The sequence below is a fragment of the Prevotella sp. CAG:255 genome, from assembly GCF_000431195.1.
GTDB lineage: Bacteria > Bacteroidota > Bacteroidia > Bacteroidales > Bacteroidaceae > Prevotella > Prevotella rara.
In genome coordinates, this window is sequence record NZ_HF986797.1 from 1 (window position 1) to 16,727 (window position 16,727).

10 protein-coding genes, 2 tRNA genes and 1 pseudogene are annotated in these 16,727 nt (G+C 47.1%); 1 reads left to right on the plus strand and 12 read right to left on the minus strand.

Annotation, left to right across the window (positions count from 1 at the left end):
• A partial coding sequence (locus tag QVO66_RS04445; protein WP_288172595.1) for a transposase occupies nucleotides 1-289 on the plus strand: 289 nt, incomplete at its 5' end.
• A 1,235-nt stretch (nucleotides 290-1,524) separates the two neighbouring features.
• Here QVO66_RS04445 and QVO66_RS04450 read toward each other — a convergent pair.
• The 12 genes and pseudogenes from QVO66_RS04450 to QVO66_RS04505 form a co-directional block, all read right to left on the minus strand.
• Nucleotides 1,525-1,992: a nucleoside deaminase gene (locus tag QVO66_RS04450; protein WP_021854210.1), complete on the minus strand. Its 468-nt coding sequence runs from the start codon at nucleotides 1,990-1,992 to the stop codon at nucleotides 1,525-1,527.
• A 440-nt stretch (nucleotides 1,993-2,432) separates the two neighbouring features.
• Complete coding sequence (gene asnS / locus QVO66_RS04455) at nucleotides 2,433-3,836, minus strand: asparagine--tRNA ligase (RefSeq protein ID WP_021854211.1); 1,404 nt, start codon at nucleotides 3,834-3,836, stop codon at nucleotides 2,433-2,435.
• A 138-nt stretch (nucleotides 3,837-3,974) separates the two neighbouring features.
• Nucleotides 3,975-5,403: pseudogene (locus tag QVO66_RS04460) on the minus strand (pseudouridine synthase).
• 143 nt (nucleotides 5,404-5,546) lie between these two features.
• Nucleotides 5,547-6,893: an adenylosuccinate lyase gene (purB, locus tag QVO66_RS04465; protein ID WP_021854214.1), complete on the minus strand. Its 1,347-nt coding sequence runs from the start codon at nucleotides 6,891-6,893 to the stop codon at nucleotides 5,547-5,549.
• A gap of 188 nt (nucleotides 6,894-7,081) precedes the next feature.
• A tRNA-Val gene (locus QVO66_RS04470) sits at nucleotides 7,082-7,156 on the minus strand.
• A 1,069-nt stretch (nucleotides 7,157-8,225) separates the two neighbouring features.
• Nucleotides 8,226-8,300, minus strand: a tRNA-Val gene (locus QVO66_RS04475).
• Between the two features lie 127 nt (nucleotides 8,301-8,427).
• Nucleotides 8,428-9,573, minus strand: a complete 1,146-nt coding sequence (locus tag QVO66_RS04480; RefSeq protein WP_021854215.1) for an OmpA family protein — start codon at nucleotides 9,571-9,573, stop codon at nucleotides 8,428-8,430.
• A 159-nt stretch (nucleotides 9,574-9,732) separates the two neighbouring features.
• Nucleotides 9,733-11,577 (minus strand): DNA mismatch repair endonuclease MutL, encoded by a 1,845-nt coding sequence (gene mutL, locus QVO66_RS04485; RefSeq protein ID WP_021854216.1) that lies wholly within the window; start codon nucleotides 11,575-11,577, stop codon nucleotides 9,733-9,735.
• Between the two features lie 10 nt (nucleotides 11,578-11,587).
• On the minus strand, nucleotides 11,588-11,890 hold the full coding sequence (locus tag QVO66_RS04490; protein ID WP_021854217.1) for a hypothetical protein: 303 nt from the start codon (nucleotides 11,888-11,890) through the stop codon (nucleotides 11,588-11,590).
• Between the two features lie 4 nt (nucleotides 11,891-11,894).
• Nucleotides 11,895-13,814 carry an OstA-like protein gene (locus tag QVO66_RS04495; RefSeq protein ID WP_021854218.1) on the minus strand — a complete coding sequence of 640 codons (1,920 nt, stop codon included), beginning with the start codon at nucleotides 13,812-13,814 and terminating at the stop codon, nucleotides 11,895-11,897.
• Entirely contained in the window at nucleotides 13,811-15,262 is a 1,452-nt protein-coding gene (locus QVO66_RS04500) for a peptidylprolyl isomerase (RefSeq protein WP_021854219.1), read from the minus strand. Before QVO66_RS04500 ends, QVO66_RS04495 begins: the two co-directional genes overlap by 4 nt.
• Entirely contained in the window at nucleotides 15,262-16,695 is a 1,434-nt protein-coding gene (locus QVO66_RS04505; RefSeq protein ID WP_021854220.1) for a peptidylprolyl isomerase, read from the minus strand. The genes QVO66_RS04500 and QVO66_RS04505 overlap by 1 nt, the downstream gene beginning before the upstream one ends.
• Nucleotides 16,696-16,727: the final 32 nt, after the last annotated feature.

Here is a 16,727-nt window from a genome sequence, read left to right on the forward strand (position 1 = left end):
GATTATGATTCCCGATGTACCCAAGAAGTCAGACAGCCGTTATCAGAAACGGAAAAAACATAAACTATTCTGCAAGCGTGCAGGTATAGAACCGACAATAGGTCACTTAAAGTCAGATTACCGATTAGGCCGCAACTTTTATAAGGGTGTGACGGGAGATACTGTGAACGTTCTTCTGGCGGCTGCGGTCTATAACTTCAAAAGAGCCATGAAAGCTCTTTGTTGCATGTTTCAAAAAATTTGCGAGATACTGTGTCAAAACAACATCTCGCAAAAATGGGCTTTTTAAGGGACGCCTATTTAATCTAATATCATTTATAAAAATTGCCAACATTATGAAATGTCTAATACAACTTAAAACATCTAATATTTAGAGAATCGGTATTTCTGCGTCTTACGCACGCAGACAATCAGCATAGCAAGCATCTCTAACGATTGAAAATATCATCACAAAGACGTCTTGCACTACATTGTAAAAAAGCCACAACAGATATCCGTGGCAATTTACACAATTTACCAATACGTAATCACCCTCAGGCATTACGCCACAGTAACAGCTGGCGTTGCAGAGATTAAAATACAGGAGTCTGCCCTATCCGGGACGGCTTTCACATTAATAATAAGGGTGCTAAAATATGGCGTTTGTCAACGGCACACATTCTATTAACTAACAGCATCCGGTGAAACATCATGATGTGCTGAACGCCATTATACAAAATATTGATAAAGATTATTAATTAAAAACTCCAATAAAACGGCGGAGGATGTGCTCTACACTCATCTCCCGCCGTTATTGTGTTCCATACGGGCCGACACATCAAACGCAGCATTCCACATTAGTTGCAGCCAGACAGGACCTTGCTATAGCAATGAAACATTGGCATAAATAATAATGTTACAGAATGCAGGTAGCATATACACGGCAAGTTGTATTCACTGCAAAAGGTGCCAAAACGCCATGCGAAAGGGCATGTTTTACAACATGAAATGCGGCAAATTGGAATGTAAAAGGTATGCTTTTACAACAAAGAACATAAACAGGAAAGTAAAGCGAAAAAGTTTTTTGTATAAACTCATCACTCGTCACAAAGCCTCATAACTCACTGCATGCCAGCATATTAGACTGTGATGAGTTGCCGTACCGACTCATCACACGACAAAGTGGAAAGCCTGGCGTGATGAGTTGAGAAAGAAACTCATCACACCATAACGCATTACAGTTCAACACTTTACGCATGAATGTGATGAGTGATGAGTTTATACAAAAAACTTTTTCTGTTTATTTCCGTCAGTTATCCGGCATGCTGTCGTCATGGCAACAAGGCATTAAAATAACACTATCACGCCTGCCGTGAGACATGAGCCGCAAGCCTGAAACATAAAAGGACTACTTACAGAAGCCTGCCGGCTTCATAGCTTACAACTCCTCCGGCCGGATTGCAGTCTGGCAAAAAGCGGGAAACAGTACCGGACACAGCATAACCGGCACAGCCAATAATCAAAGGACTTATCTGCCAAGATACGTCAATACTCTATCTTATCGTCTTTCTGCGCCCACATCTCAAAAGCCTTGATGGCCTCGTTGCGCATCATCTCCTCTGACGACAGCTTGCGGCCTTCACGCGGCAGAGCCAGCTCGTCGTAGATAAACGAGTCGTCAAATCCGATGTTCTTGGCATCGGTCTTGTTGTTGGCAAAATAAACCTTCTTCAGTCTTGCCCAATATATTGCGCCAAGGCACATGGGGCACGGCTCACACGACGTAAAAATCTCGCAGTCGCTGAGGTCAAACGTACCCAAGGCGGCAGCTGCCGCCCTTATGGCGCTCACCTCTGCATGGGCTGTAGGGTCGTTGTTGGCCGTCACGCGGTTGACTCCCGTTGCAACAATCTCGCCGTCGCGGGCTATCACTGCTCCAAAAGGTCCTCCGCCATTGTTGACATTATCTATCGAAAGCTCTATGGCCTTACGCATAAGTTCGTCTTTTGTCATAATGATTTCTTTTATTAACGTTTGAAACAATCATACACCCGGCAGCTGCCGCAGCACGGCCTTGATGCAAGGGCGCACCTGAAGTATGGCATCTGCCGGCATACCGCAACAAATATACTAATTTATAAATTATAAAAAGAAAATAGACAAATTAAATAATAATTATTTCAACTATTTATAAAAAAATGTGGACAATGCTTCCGGCTGTCATCTGCCGGTTTTCCACAACCGCTCACTATACTTATGCCGGCTCTTTGTCTCACATTAAGCATAACGGCAAATAACAAACAAGCGCTCAGCCAAAATCAGGCGTCAAGCTCTGCCTACGGGCTTGTCAGGCGTAGTAATCCGGACAGGAAAACAACAAAAAAAGCGTGTCAGAATGCATACAAAAGCACATTCTGACACGCCTTCTTGATTAGTATATGAGAATATTAGCTTTAGAATTCAGCATTTTTCGGAGTACGCGGGAACGGTATCACGTCGCGTATGTTCTGCATACCTGTAACGAACAGGATAAGGCGCTCGAATCCGAGACCGAATCCTCCGTGAGGGCATGATCCGTATTTACGTGTGTCGAGATACCACCACATATCCTTCATCGGGATGTTGCGCTCGTTGATTTCACCTATCAGCTTGTCGTAGTTCTCCTCACGCACGCTTCCGCCGATAATCTCGCCAATCTGCGGGAACAGAACGTCGGTGCCCTGAACAGTCTTGCCGTCCTCATTAATCTTCATGTAGAACGCCTTTATGGCCTTAGGATATCCGGTCATGATGACAGGCTTCTTGAAGTGCTCTTCAACGAGATAACGCTCGTGCTCGCTGGCAAGGTCCATGCCCCAGCTTACGGGGAACTCGAACTTATGACCGTTCTTAACGGCCTCTTCAAGAATATTGATACCCTCTGTGTACTCAAGACGGACAAAAGAACCGCTGACAACCGAATTGAGTCGCTCTATCAGCGTCTTGTCTATCATCTTGTTGAGGAACTCAAGGTCGTCCTTGCAGTTGTCCAAAGCCCACTGAACGCAGTATTTGATGAAGTCTTCCTCGAGGTCCATCAGGTCGTTGAGATCGATGAATGCAACCTCAGGCTCTATCATCCAGAACTCGGCCAGGTGGCGCGGAGTGTTTGAGTTTTCGGCACGGAAAGTTGGTCCGAAAGTATAGATGGCACCCAGAGCCGTTGCTCCGAGCTCGCCCTCGAGCTGTCCGCTCACGGTGAGTGATGTCTGCTTGCCGAAGAAGTCGTCGTCGTAGGTTATCTTGCCTTCGTCGTTCTTCTTAAGGTCGTAGAGGTTCTTCGTTGTAACCTGGAACATCTGTCCTGCACCCTCACAGTCGCTGGCAGTGATGAGCGGTGTGTGGAAATAGAAGAATCCGTGATCGTGGAAATACTTGTGGATGGCTATGGCCATATTGTGGCGTATGCGCATCACAGCTCCGAAGGTGTTGGTACGAAGGCGCAGATGTGCATACTGGCGCATGTACTCGAAGCTCTGTCCCTTTTTCTGCATCGGATAGTCGCTGGCGCAGAGACCGTAAATCTCAATCTCACGGCACTGCAGCTCTACCGTCTGTCCTGCTCCCTGGCTCTCAACCAGCTCGCCGTTGACATTGATGCATGAGCCTGTGGTTATCTGCTTGAGCATGCTCTCGTCGAACTTTGACGGATCGACAACTACCTGTACGTTCTTTATTGTTGAACCGTCGTTAAGCGCGATAAAGTCTACTGACTTGCTGCTACGGTGGGTACGCACCCATCCTTTTACGTTGACGACAGCGCCGAAATCTGTGCGCTGAAGCACGTCTACGACTTTTGTTCTCTTGATTTTTTCCATTTTGTTATATGTTTTGACAGTAATCCGGCGCATGCCTCAGCCATGCTGTCGGCCATGTGGCACAAACAGAGCCGCAGGCCTGCACCAAAATACGTTTCGTCTAAAAAGCTTCAGCCTTTAATTCTGATTGTTGTACTATTATTCAAAAGCTCCCATGCGCAGCATGTCAACTTCCTTCTCTGTGAGGAAGCGCCAGTCGCCGCGGCGGAGATTCTTCTTAGTCAGACCTGCAAAGAGCACACGGTCGAGCTTGACAACTCTGTATCCGAGGCTTTCGAAGATACGGCGGACGATACGGTTCTTGCCGCTGTGTATCTCGATGCCCACCTGGCTCTTGTCTGTTGCGCTGGCATACTCGATGGCGTCGGCATGCACCTCGCCGTCTTCAAGAGTTATGCCTGTGGCTATCTGCTGCATGTCGTGAGCAGTAACCTTCTTGTCGAGGAAGACGTGATAAATCTTCTTCTTCAGGAATTTAGGATGAGTGAGCTTGCTGGCCAGATCGCCGTCGTTGGTGAGCAGGAGCACTCCTGTGGTGTTTCGGTCAAGGCGTCCTACGGGATAGATACGCTCCGGACATGCGTTCTTTACGAGATCCATCACAGTCTTGCGCTGCTGCGGGTCGTCGCTTGTTGTAACACAGTCCTTTGGCTTGTTGAGAAGCACGTATACCTTCTTCTCCATTGACACCTTCTGATCGTGGAATCTGATGTCGTCAGTGCGCAGAACCTTTGTTCCGAGCTCTGTAACAACCTGACCGTTAACGCTGACCACGCCTGCCTGTATGAACTCGTCGGCCTCACGGCGGCTGCAGATACCTGCATTGGCCAGATACTTGTTAAGTCTTACGGGCACTGTCGGGTCGATGTTGGCCTCTTTATATTCTATACGCTTCTTCTGGCTGTACTTTGCGTTAGGATCATAATCAGGGGTACGCTGACGGTAACCGCCGCGCTGCTGATATTCCGGCTTGGTAACCGCCGCGCTGCTGATATGCCGGCTGACGCTGCGGACCATATCCGCCACGCTGATAGCCACCGCGCTGATAAGAGTTCTGACGTGGCTGATAGCCGCCCTCGCCTCCTCCGTTGTTGTAACGCGGACGATAGCCTGCCGACTGGCGGGGCTGATAGCCGCCGTCCATGCCCTGATTGTAGTTCTGGCGGTAGGGCGAGCCCTGACGCTGGCCATACTGGTTCTGGCGGGGCTGATAGTTGCCGTCGGCATCGCTGTTATAACGCGGACGATATCCGCCGCGCTGCTGCGGCTGATAGCCCTGACGCTGCTGATAGCCGCCCTGCTGTCCGCTGTTGTAGCGCGGACGGTAAGAACGCTGCTGACCTCCGTCTGACTGGAGCGCTGCGCCGAATCCCTCAGGACGGAAGCCTGCTGAATCGTTATTATAGTTTCTGCTAGATGAATATGCACGCTGTACCTTGATGCGCGGACGCATAGGTCTTTCTCCGTTACGGTAGTTTGTGTTTTCAGCCGGTTTGTAGCCCTCACGGCTTACCTCGTTTTGTCCGGCATACATACCTTCTTTCTTGTTTTCTAAATCTTCTGTCATATTATTTCAGATTAATGCCTCACGGCGGTTTGTAATTATGTTATTTTTATATTTTGTTCTGCTACATTTACTAAGACATTCAAACAAACAGGCATCCACACGGCCGGTAGTCAATACTGAAGCCGCGGGCGATGCCTTGCTTATTATATTCCGGTGTAATTGTGAGGCGTTATGGCCATAAGCTCAGCCTTAACCTCATCGCTTACATTCAGTTCTTTGATAAATTGATGTATTGTTTCTTCTGTCATTTTATGGTTAGTACGTGTAAGTGCCTTGAGAGCCTCATACGGATGTGGATAGGCCTCACGGCGCAATATGGTCTGAATGGCCTCAGCCACAACGGCCCATGTATTGTCGAGGTCGGCACTTATCTTCTCTTCGTTGAGTATGAGCTTGCGCAGTCCTTTCAGTGTGCTCTGTATTGCGATGACAGTGTGTCCGAGAGGCACACCGATGTTGCGAAGCACTGTAGAGTCGGTAAGGTCGCGCTGCAGACGGCTTACGGGCAGCTTCTGTGCCAAGAACTGCAGCACAGCGTTTGCTACGCCGAGGTTGCCTTCACTGTTCTCGAAGTCAATAGGATTGACCTTATGAGGCATTGCGCTCGAGCCAACCTCACCGGCCTTGATCTTCTGCTTGAAGTATTCCATTGAGATATACATCCAGAAGTCGCGGTCAAGGTCTATTATTATCGTGTTTATGCGGCGCACGGCATCAAGCACTGCACCCAGACAGTCATAGTTGCTTATCTGCGTGGTCCACTGCTCGCGCACGAGTCCGAGTTTCTCGCTGACAAACTTATTGCCGAAAGCCTTCCAGTCGTACTCGGGATATGCCACATGATGGGCATTGTAGTTACCCGTAGCACCGCCGAACTTGGCAGTAAGCTCACACTGACGTAAAGAGTCGAGTTGCTTCTGCAGACGGTATGCGAACACCATAACCTCCTTACCGAGACGTGTGGGCGATGCAGGCTGTCCGTGAGTCTTGGCCAGCATGGGCACCTCTTTCCACTCTTCGGCATAGTCGGTGAGCTGCTTTATGAGCTCTTCCACCTGCGGAACCACAACATCGCAAAGCGCATCCTTAAGCGAGAGCGGCACTGAGGTGTTGTTGATGTCCTGCGACGTCAGTCCGAAATGAATAAACTCCTTGAACGGCTCGAGACCGCCGATGGCGTCGAACTGTTCTTTTATATAATACTCCACGGCCTTAACGTCGTGGTTTGTGATGCCTTCAATTTCCTTGACACGTGCCGCACCGGCTTCGTCAAACGTAAGATAGATGTCACGCAGACGTCCAAACAGCGAATGGTCGAAATCCTTGAGCTGAGGGAGCGGAAGCTCGCACAGCGCAATAAAATATTCGATCTCCACACGTATACGGTAACGTATGAGAGCATACTCAGAAAAATAGTCTGCAAGCCGTTCGGTCTTGCCTCTGTATCGGCCGTCTATCGGAGAGATGGCAGTAAGTAAGTCAAGATTCATAACTAATACGTATTAACGGTTGCAAAATTAATAATTTAAATCGATTTAATGGCACTTACAGACAATAAAAGTTTGTTATAAATTGCATTTTTATAAATACCGGACAGGCAACACACGCAAGCGGCAAAATCATGACAAGAGTGTGCATAAAGAAAAACCGACAGCACCTTGGTGTTGTCGGTTTTGTGTGGGCGTTGACGGATTCGAACCGCCGACCCTCTGCTTGTAAGGCAGATGCTCTAAACCAGCTGAGCTAAACGCCCTTGTTCTTGTAAGCGAGTGCAAAGATACGGCGTTTTTTTCTTTCCGCCAAATTTTTCGCAAACTTTTTTTCATTTTTTTCTTAAATTTCGTTCCTAAACAGGCATTTTTTACCCAGAATGCACCAATAATCCAGTTCTATGCAAGACTCACCGCACATAACGCTCAGCGCTCCTCACAGAAAGCAGCAATGGACGCTGACATACAGAACAGACATTAATATTCCGGACAAAGACATAAAATCAGCAAAACGAACAAGGACTCATGCGCAAAGAAAAAGCAACAGCCGCCACACGACAAAAACAACCTAACACCACGACAAATAAAAGGATACCGGCTGCATACCTTGCATAAGGTAAAGGACACAAAAACGGCCTGCAAAATGCCGACGCCAACAGGCATTCGCACTCACAACACAACCTTCTGACAATCAACGCATTACAAAAGGGCACATTTTAGGCGGCAAAAGGTGTCCTTTTAGCCTGCAATTTGTATCCTTTCGCAACATAAAAGGACGCAAATCAGAAATAAGACAGCGCACAAAGAGCCAACCGAGTGCAGCGAGCGCCAACCGGGCATACAATAATACATGCATCAAGCCGAGACATTGTGCATCTCAACCGTATACAGCCATTCTTTCTGCATCAACCGCAAGAACTCCTCACCTACACTACCCGACAATGTATTTCTACAAAAAGATTAAACCAGCAAAGACAAAAGGATACATACAAAACCGCCGACAACAAAGCTGATCCGAAATTCAAACACACATCTATAGAGCCGCCACTGCATTAACCTCCAACCAGTCATTATACCGCACATAGCGTGGCTCACCCGATAAATAGTGGGGAAAGAAAGAAAAAAATCTTATCCCAAAAAGGAGCTCAATATAAAGCAATAATACAGACCGAATCATAATAACAGATTGGGGTTAAAGCAAGACACAAAAACTATCAGGAAAACATGCCATACAGGCCACGACTGCAGCGAAACGAAGAAAAGACAGACAAGCGGCAACAATGACAATAAACGAAAAATGCCGGACAAATTGTCCGGCATTCTGTTTTGATGTGGGCGTTGACGGATTCGAACCGCCGACCCTCTGCTTGTAAGGCAGATGCTCTAAACCAGCTGAGCTAAACGCCCTTGTTCTTGTAAGCGAGTGCAAAGATACGGTGTTTTTTTCTTTTCACCAAATTTTTCGCAAACTTTTTTCAAAAAAAGATGCCCCGACATGTCGGGGCACCATTTAAACTTTAACTGATATGGAATTTTACTTTGCAATCTCAACAGTAGCGCGACGGTTGTATGAAGGAGGAACGAGTGTGTCTACACCGCCCTTAGCCTCAATCTGGATGTTTTCTCTCTTAACACCCATCTTAACCAATTCGTCAGCAACTCTCTCAGCACGTTTCTGTGACAGAGCACGGTTGTATGCAGCAGGACCTGTTGCATTGTCAGCATATCCAGTAACAATCAACTTAGCGTTGTTGTCCTTAGAATAGTCTGCAAGATTCTTAACGTTAACAAGGTCTTTTCTTGAAGCGATTGTAGACTTGTTGATGTTGAAGAATACAGAAACAGGATTTGTTATATACTCTTTCTCAACCTTTGTTGTTGCATTAGCTGTTCTGTTTGCAAGCTCGTTCTTCAGACGGCTGTTCTCTGCCTTCTCGTCTGCCAGCTGAGCATTGAGAGCGTCGAGCTGTGACTGTGAAAGAGCCTTGATGGCGTCTACATCAGGAACTTTGTTCCATGTGCCCTTACCTACGTTGTAAGTGATACCAACCTCTGCATAAACGTTGTTAGGATGGCTCATCAGGAAGCCTTCGCCCATATCGGCCGGCATGCCGCAGATGTCGCTCTCCATGCGGTTCCAACCAAGTTCGAAGTTGATGGCAACCTTTCTGCTTACCCAGAACTCGTTCAAGATACCTACTGACCAGCCCATTGCATATCTGTTATATGTGCAAGAACGGCCGACACCGGCACCAGCGAAAGGTATGAAGTTCCATACACGGTCAGGATTGTAGCCACAGAACATATTGCTGAGGTTGAACATTACCTGCTCATTCAAGATCCAATACTTGTTGCCGTTGCCTTTGTTCTGATCGCTGTAAACAGCCTTACCCCAGATTCCCTGCAGCTTTGTACGGAGACCTATTCCAGGTGTGAACCATTTACCGATGGCGATAGAAGCTCCAGGGTTAGAACGGAATTTCTTGAAGGGGCTCTTTGACCAGCCTCTGCCATCTTCATAATTACCATACCAAGCGTTCCATTCAGCACCGGCCTGAATAAACCAGTTGCTCCAGAACGAATTTGTAGCAACGCTGTACTTTTCAGTAGCGTCGTTCTCCTGCGCCATTGAGGCAACAGAAGCACCTGCTAAAAGTAATACAATTAATAACTTTTTCATAACTCTTAATATTAAACAATCAATAAAAATATGTCAAATGCCTTTATATACAAAGCGTATCTTCAAGTGCAAAGATAGCAATATTTTTCAATTAAACACGTTTTTTGTAATTTTATTTTCACATTTTCAGCAAAGAATGTAAACCATTATTAAAACGCATCAGCAAAACAAGTTATCAATGTCATGTTGCTTAAGCATGCCTATCACAGGCTTGCCGTCAGGAGTGTAGTTTACGTTTGAGCACGTAAACAGTTCGTTAACAATACTTTCCATCTCCGCATTGTCGAGCACTTGTCCGTAAGGGATGGCTGCACTTTTTGCCAATTGCAGTGCCAGTGCGCTGTTTATACCTTCCGTCGGCCCTATTCCGGTTTCAATAAAATCATCCACTATATTCTTCAACAGCTTTACATAGTCAACGTCTTCAAGTCCGGCGGGAATTCCGTTTATCGAGTAGCTGCCGCCTCCAAGAGAAGCGAGGTCGAACCCTATATTGGCTATTTCGTTGCTTATCTTATCTATAATCACGGTTTCGGAAGGAGAAAACTGTATCATCTCCGGGAACAATATCTGCTGCGAGCTGCATCCCTTTCCGTTAATCTGCGAGAGATAGCGTTCATAAAGTATGCGCACATGGGCACGATACTGGTCGATAACCATCAAACCAGACTTAACGGCAGTCATGATATACTTTCCCTTATATTGATAATGTGCAGGTGACTTCTCGTCTATAACGCTGCCTCCGCCCGAGATTATCGTTCCTTCCGGTTCAGGCTGGGCCACATCAGGCATAAAGAGGCTTTGCTCTTCGCCGCCGCTCACTCCTTCATAGAGCGTCTCCCATGAGTCTGGAACCGTTCTACGGTTTGATGGCACACTGCCTGCTGACGTCTCCTTGAAAGGATTATACTCCGGATTAAAGTCAAGTTTGGGAGCTGAAGTGCCGCCCACAGAGGGGTCGAACACCGGTATATCCGGCCTTCCTTCGGTGTCGAAGTCTATCGAAGGAACATCATTAAAACGGCCGAGAGAGTCTTTAACGGCAGCCATAAGTATCTGCCATATAGTCTGCTCATTCTCAAACTTTATCTCGGTTTTTGTAGGATGGATGTTCACATCGATGTCTTCGGGATTGACATCGAAGTAAATGAAATAAGGCACCTGCTCGCCCATTGGTATAAGGCGGTCGAAAGCCGTAAGCACGGCCTTATGAAAATACGGATGCTTCATATATCTCCCGTTGACAAAGAAATACTGATGAGAGCATTTCTTACGGGCGGCTTCGGGCTTGCCGACAAATCCCGAGATATTGCATACCGTTGTCTCAACGTTAACGGGCAGTATGTCGTGATTGAGTTTCTTGCCGAACACATCTACTATACGCTGTCTCAGGCTGCCTTTACGCAGGTTGAACATCTCCACGCCGTTGCTATGGAACGTAAAGTTTATCTGCGGATAAACAAGCACTATACGCTCAAAAGCAGCAAGGATGTTATTAAGTTCCGTAGAGTTAGACTTCAAGAACTTACGTCTTGCAGGGACGTTGAAGAATATATTGTTTACAGAAAAGTTGCTTCCTATAGGACATGAAACAGGCTCCTGGGCCATAACCTTAGAGCCGGAAATAGTGATATGCGTTCCGAGTTCGTCATCTGCAGTGCGTGTTTTCAGTTCAACCTGGGCCACGGCAGCGATAGATGCAAGCGCCTCACCACGGAATCCCATTGTATGAAGAGCAAACAGGTCGCTTGCCTGGCGTATCTTTGATGTTGCATGACGTTCAAACGAAAGGCGCGCATCGGTTTCCGACATGCCCTTGCCGTTGTCTATCACCTGTATCGAAGTGCGCCCTGCATCGGTAACCAGTACCTTAATTGTATCTGCTCCAGCATCAACAGAATTTTCAACAAGTTCCTTGATTACAGATGCCGGACGCTGTATAACCTCACCCGCAGCAATCTGATTTGCCACAGAATCAGGCAGAAGCTGTATAATGTCACTCATGATTTTTCAACTAATTAAAATAAAGCAAAAACTTCCAAACTACAACAAGCAGGACAATCAGCAGCAGGATGACACCCGTACTAAGGATGAATCCGCCGGACAAACGCCGTTCGCTGCGGCGCCTTGCATATTTCGTAGCGTTAAGGAAAGCGCCTCTTATGCGGTCTTCATGGCTTGACTTGCCTTTGTCGTCTGTCACACCAAGCTCCCGTTTCGCACGTTCCTCCACATCCTTCAATACATCCTTACGTTCATCAGCATACAGGTATTGATGCTGAAACCCACGCGGTCTGCGCTGCTTGAACAGTCCCATAAGCTTATTTGTTGTCTTTTAGCTCAACATCGGTCTTGGCCTCTGTTTTTGTTTCTCCACCCGGCGCAGTCTGAACGTCAGAATCCTTTACGCTGTCGGATGCAGGAACTGGAGCAGATTCCGGCTTACTTTCAGGTGAACCTGCAGTTTTCTGTTTTTCTGACACGCCATCTGCAGACGATGTTTGCTTTGCGTCCGCTCCATCAGCCGGCTTAGACTGTTCTGCGCCTGCAACAGGCTTAACTTCACTTTCAACAGAAACAACAGAGCCGGAACTTATATGCTGCAACGGTGCCGAACGGCGCGGAATGTTCTTTAGCTCTGTGCCGCTCTTCTTGCCGCGCCATACGAATATGTCATTCTTGTCAAGCGGCCTGACATAGTCAAACCATGCAAACGACGGCAACTTAGACTTTGCCACGGGCGTCTGTGTGATAGGATACATAACATTCTGACTCTTGCATGTCCAAAGAGTTTCCAGCTGTCGGTTTCTCATGAACATACGCATCGTGTCAGTCTCAATATATGCCATGTTGGTGAGCGAGCTGTCCTTGTCTTCTTCAAGGTAATACACGGCAAGCACGTTGCCTATCGCCTCGGTCTTGCGTATTTCTCCATTTTCAAAATATCCGAACATCTCTCTCGAAGATATCTGATTAAAATGGATGCTGTCGGGCAACTGCTCTATCGAAAGAGCCTGATTTATAACATGTGCGCGGTCAATGGTCGAGTCTTTCATGAACACCTCGATTACCTCACCTAACAACTGGCGGTTAGCATTCCATGTTATCGGGTCTTTATACATTATGAGACACGAGTCTTTCGTGTTGTAAATCAGAGAATCGCAAACGGCCTGAACATCCGGTCTGAACGCTCTTACCTTATTATAACAATGGGCCACACGATAAACAGAGTCGGTGTTTATGTTAAAGGTGTAAACCTTCATCGTGTCAGAATGCAGATAAAGCGTGTCACGCTGAGAGAAATCCATCATCACGGCGCTGTCTGTTGCGAAGGCAAAACCTGTCTTTTCATTATACCAGAAGTAGTTGCTGTTCAACTGATTCTTGTTAAGCGAATCCTTGTACACAACATTATGAAAGCCCTGACTTATACCTGTCTTTTCGTTATAGAACAGACTGTCGCCCGTAAGTTCCTTACCGTTGTTGGTAAGACGCGACCGTCCGTAAAGGCGGGCTTTCTCCTTATTGGTGTCATAATATCCCTGAGATGTGTATATCGTGCTCTTTCCCGAAGTGATTTTCGACGGTCCAACGATATGCGCCATTGAAGTACGTGTGTCATAATGGAGCGTATCTGTGGTAAGAACAAACTTAGGATTCTTCAGATTTACATTATAATTGAACACGGCGTTGCGTGTTTCCGTGTCATATTCGCCCCAGTCAGAAACCAATACGTTCTTCTTGTCGACCATCTTTCCGCCTTCAAAGAAATATCCGATGCCGTAAAGACGGTCGTAGTTAAGACTGTCGGTATAAAGCGTGGTACCCCTATGCTTCAGCACAACGTTGTAGCGTGCCTCGGCCATCTGGTCGTTGCCGTCATAATAGGCATAGTCGCTGAACAGCGAGAGGGTGTCTCCCTGATACATCTTCACATGTCCGAAAGCCTTAAACGAGTTTGACTCCTGATAAAGATACGCACTGTCACAGAACAAGCGCGCACCATTATGCCTGAATGCCACACGCCCCTTAAGCACCTGGGCCGTAGGGTTGTCGCCGAACATGTCATAATTGGTAACATCGGCATGAACAAGATAGACGCGCTCGTTTGTACTCTTGCGCGGTTTCTTCTTATTCGGCTGGCGTGATTGGACCACACTAAGTCCAAACAGGCACAGGAGTACCACAATCAGTATCCTATGCCCGCTGAATAAGACTTTTATTCTATTGTTTGTTGTCATTTAACCCAACCTTGATATTCAAAGTTACAATTCTTATAACGATCGTTTATTCGTATATACGTATTCTTTATCTTATCCTTTATCCAGTCTTTTATGAACTCTTCCTTGCGCTTGGCAAGCACGATGTTCTTCATCGTCTGAAAATCTTCGGTTATCGTAGCCCTGTGCATCTCCACGCGGCTCTTCAGCTTTGCGACGACACAAACTAGCTTACCGTTTTTCTCATTAATCATCTGGAAAGGAGCCGACACCTCACCAACCTTCAGCGTGTCTACCACACGTGCTATCTCTGAAGGCAGATTGCGGAGCTGGAACTTACTTGTACGTCCTGACTCGGTGGTGTTGGCCATCAGACCGTTGTTGTTGCGGGTATCCTTATCGTCAGACAGGAAAGACGCAGCCTGCTCGAAGGTGAATTTGCCCGCACGTATCTCGTCTGCTATAGAGTCAAGCTGCATTGAAGCTGTCTCGATAGCCTCATTAGAAACGTTAGGTTTAAGAAGGATGTGTCTTACCTTAATCTTGTCGCCTCGCTTGTCTATAAGCTGGATGATATGATATCCGAAGTCGGTCTCTACGATTTTAGATATCTTCTTCGGGTCTGTAAGGTTGAAAGCCACGTTAGCGAAAGCCGGATCGAGCATGCCACGGCCTACATAATCAGGAAATTCGCCACCCATACGGGCTGTACCCGGATCTTCCGAATAAAGCTTTGCCAATGCCGTGAAAGAAGTCTGGCCGCTGGTGACCATCTCGGTGTAATTGCGAAGTTCGTTCTTTATACGGTCTATTTCGGCCTGCTCCACTTTCGGAGTACGTGTTATAATCTGTACTTCAACCTCTGTCGGAACCATAGGGATACTGTCTTCGGGCAATTCGCTGAAATATCGACGCACATCAGCAGGCGAAACTGTGATGTCCTCAACGAGCTTCTCGCGTTCTCTTTCAATGAGAAGACGGTCTTTGAAGTCATCGTGAAGTGATATTCGCAGCTCAGCAAGACTCTTTCTCTTATACTCCTCCAGACGTTCCTTGTTGCCGTCGACCATCTGAAGCCATGCGCTTATCTGATGCTCAACACTCTGAGCCACCTCAGACTCGCTGACCTCGATACTGTCTATCGCAGCCTGATGCAAGAACAGCTTCTGCACAGCCAACTGCTCAGGAATGGTGCAGTCGGGATCACCTTCCCACTTGACGCCTTCCATCTCGGCCTGCATACGGGCCATTTCGACGTCAGACAAGAGTATTGGCTCGTCACCGACAACCCATATAACCTCGTCGACCACGCTTGCCGGATCGGCAGAATCAACGGTGTCAACCTTTGCAACCGAGTCGTTTTTTGCAACGTCTTTATCGTCGCCACCCTGTAAAGGCCGCGCGCTTACAGTGGCAAAGAACACCATCGATACTACGGCCCATAAGGCTGTTTTGCTTCTAGATCTCATTATTTAGAATGATTATTTACTGTTTTCAACACATCATAATATACTTCCACGGGATATTTCTTTCTGAGGTCGGCCACCCACTGCTTCTCCAGCTGGTCCTGATAGTCGGCCGTAACCAGTCCGCGAACATCCTCGTAGCTTTCGGGCTTACGCTTAAGTATCTTTCCGTAAACAGCATCGATAGGGAAGTTCTTGACCGGAGTAACCACAGTGTCTTTCTTAAACACCATCTTGTCGATAAATGCGTTGTCGCCGGCCTTGAATATACCTTTCTCGACGCGTATCCTCAACACAGAGTCGTTGTTGAACGTAACGCGCAGTTTCTCAGCCCATTCGTCAAACGGAACATCCTTCACGCAGTTCTTAACAGCCTCTACGTCTTCATTCTGCTTGACGTGGTATACCATACCCTTGTATCTGGGTTCGTCCCAATAATATCTTTTCTTGTTCTTCTTGAAATATGCGGCAAGTCCGGCATCGTCTTTTGCGGCCTTGTCCCACACCATGCGGTTGCTTATCTCATAAAGCAAGAGTCCGTCGTGATATTCCTTGATAAGATTCTTCAGGTCAGAGTCCTTGCTTGCCATCTCTTCGGCCCTTGCCTCAAGGATGTTCTCTTTGGTAAGTTTTCCGTCAGACTCTTTTACAAGTTCTTCAAGCTTTTTGTCAACAATTCTCTCACGTGCGCCGCGTGCCTCGATAAAGCGTATGATGTCTGTCTTCAGCGTGTCGAACGGCTCAAATGCCTTGCGGTCCTTCATGAGAATGATGTGATAGCCCACAGGTGAAAGCACCGGTTTGCTCATTTCGCCGGTTTTCAGAGCATAAGCTGCATCTTCAAACTCCTTGAGCGTCTGTCCGGGCTGAAGCCAGGGCAGTTCTCCTCCGTTCTTAGCCGAACCCGGATCCTGCGAATATTTCTTGGCAAGCTCGGCAAAGTCGGCTCCGCCTTTCAGCACGTTGTAAAGCGAGTCGGCGCGCAGGCGTGCCTTCTCAAGCTTCTCTGCAGGGGCTTTCTGCTCAACATATATAAGTATGTGTGCAGGCTTTATCAGTCCGCGCTCGCCGATACGCTCCTTTGTCTTGTCGTAAACCAGGCGTGCCTCGGCCACGATGTCAGAGTCGTTGACAAACGACGGACGTACCTGCTGGTCGCGATACATGGCAAACTCTTTCTTAAACGAGCTGAGCGTGTCGAGCTTGGCGTCATAGGCTGCTGCGACCTTAAGTTTGTAATTGACAAACAAGTCGACGTATTCGTCAACAGTCTTCTTGTCGATTACGTCGTCAGAATTGTTCTTATTATATGAATACTCAAACTCAGAGCGTGTCACTGGCACCCCGTTGATTTTCATTACAACGGGATCGTCGTGCTGAGCAAGAGCCATGCTCCCACAGAGGAGCATGGCTACAAAAAGCTTAAAAGATTTCATTTCTTAATATTGCGGTATTTAAATAATACTCA

Bases quoted from the DNA above. Each gene is read 5' to 3' on its own strand.
- QVO66_RS04450 (WP_021854210.1), bottom strand. From the start codon at position 1,992: ATGACAAAAGACGAACTTATGCGTAAGGCCATAGAGCTTTCGATAGAT.
- asnS (WP_021854211.1), bottom strand. From the start codon at position 3,836: ATGGAAAAAATCAAGAGAACAAAAGTCGTAGACGTGCTTCAGCGCACA.
- purB (WP_021854214.1), bottom strand. From the start codon at position 6,893: ATGAATCTTGACTTACTTACTGCCATCTCTCCGATAGACGGCCGATAC.
- QVO66_RS04480 (WP_021854215.1), bottom strand. From the start codon at position 9,573: ATGAAAAAGTTATTAATTGTATTACTTTTAGCAGGTGCTTCTGTTGCC.
- mutL (WP_021854216.1), bottom strand. From the start codon at position 11,577: ATGAGTGACATTATACAGCTTCTGCCTGATTCTGTGGCAAATCAGATT.
- QVO66_RS04490 (WP_021854217.1), bottom strand. From the start codon at position 11,890: ATGGGACTGTTCAAGCAGCGCAGACCGCGTGGGTTTCAGCATCAATAC.
- QVO66_RS04495 (WP_021854218.1), bottom strand. From the start codon at position 13,814: ATGACAACAAACAATAGAATAAAAGTCTTATTCAGCGGGCATAGGATA.
- QVO66_RS04500 (WP_021854219.1), bottom strand. From the start codon at position 15,262: ATGAGATCTAGAAGCAAAACAGCCTTATGGGCCGTAGTATCGATGGTG.
- QVO66_RS04505 (WP_021854220.1), bottom strand. From the start codon at position 16,695: ATGAAATCTTTTAAGCTTTTTGTAGCCATGCTCCTCTGTGGGAGCATG.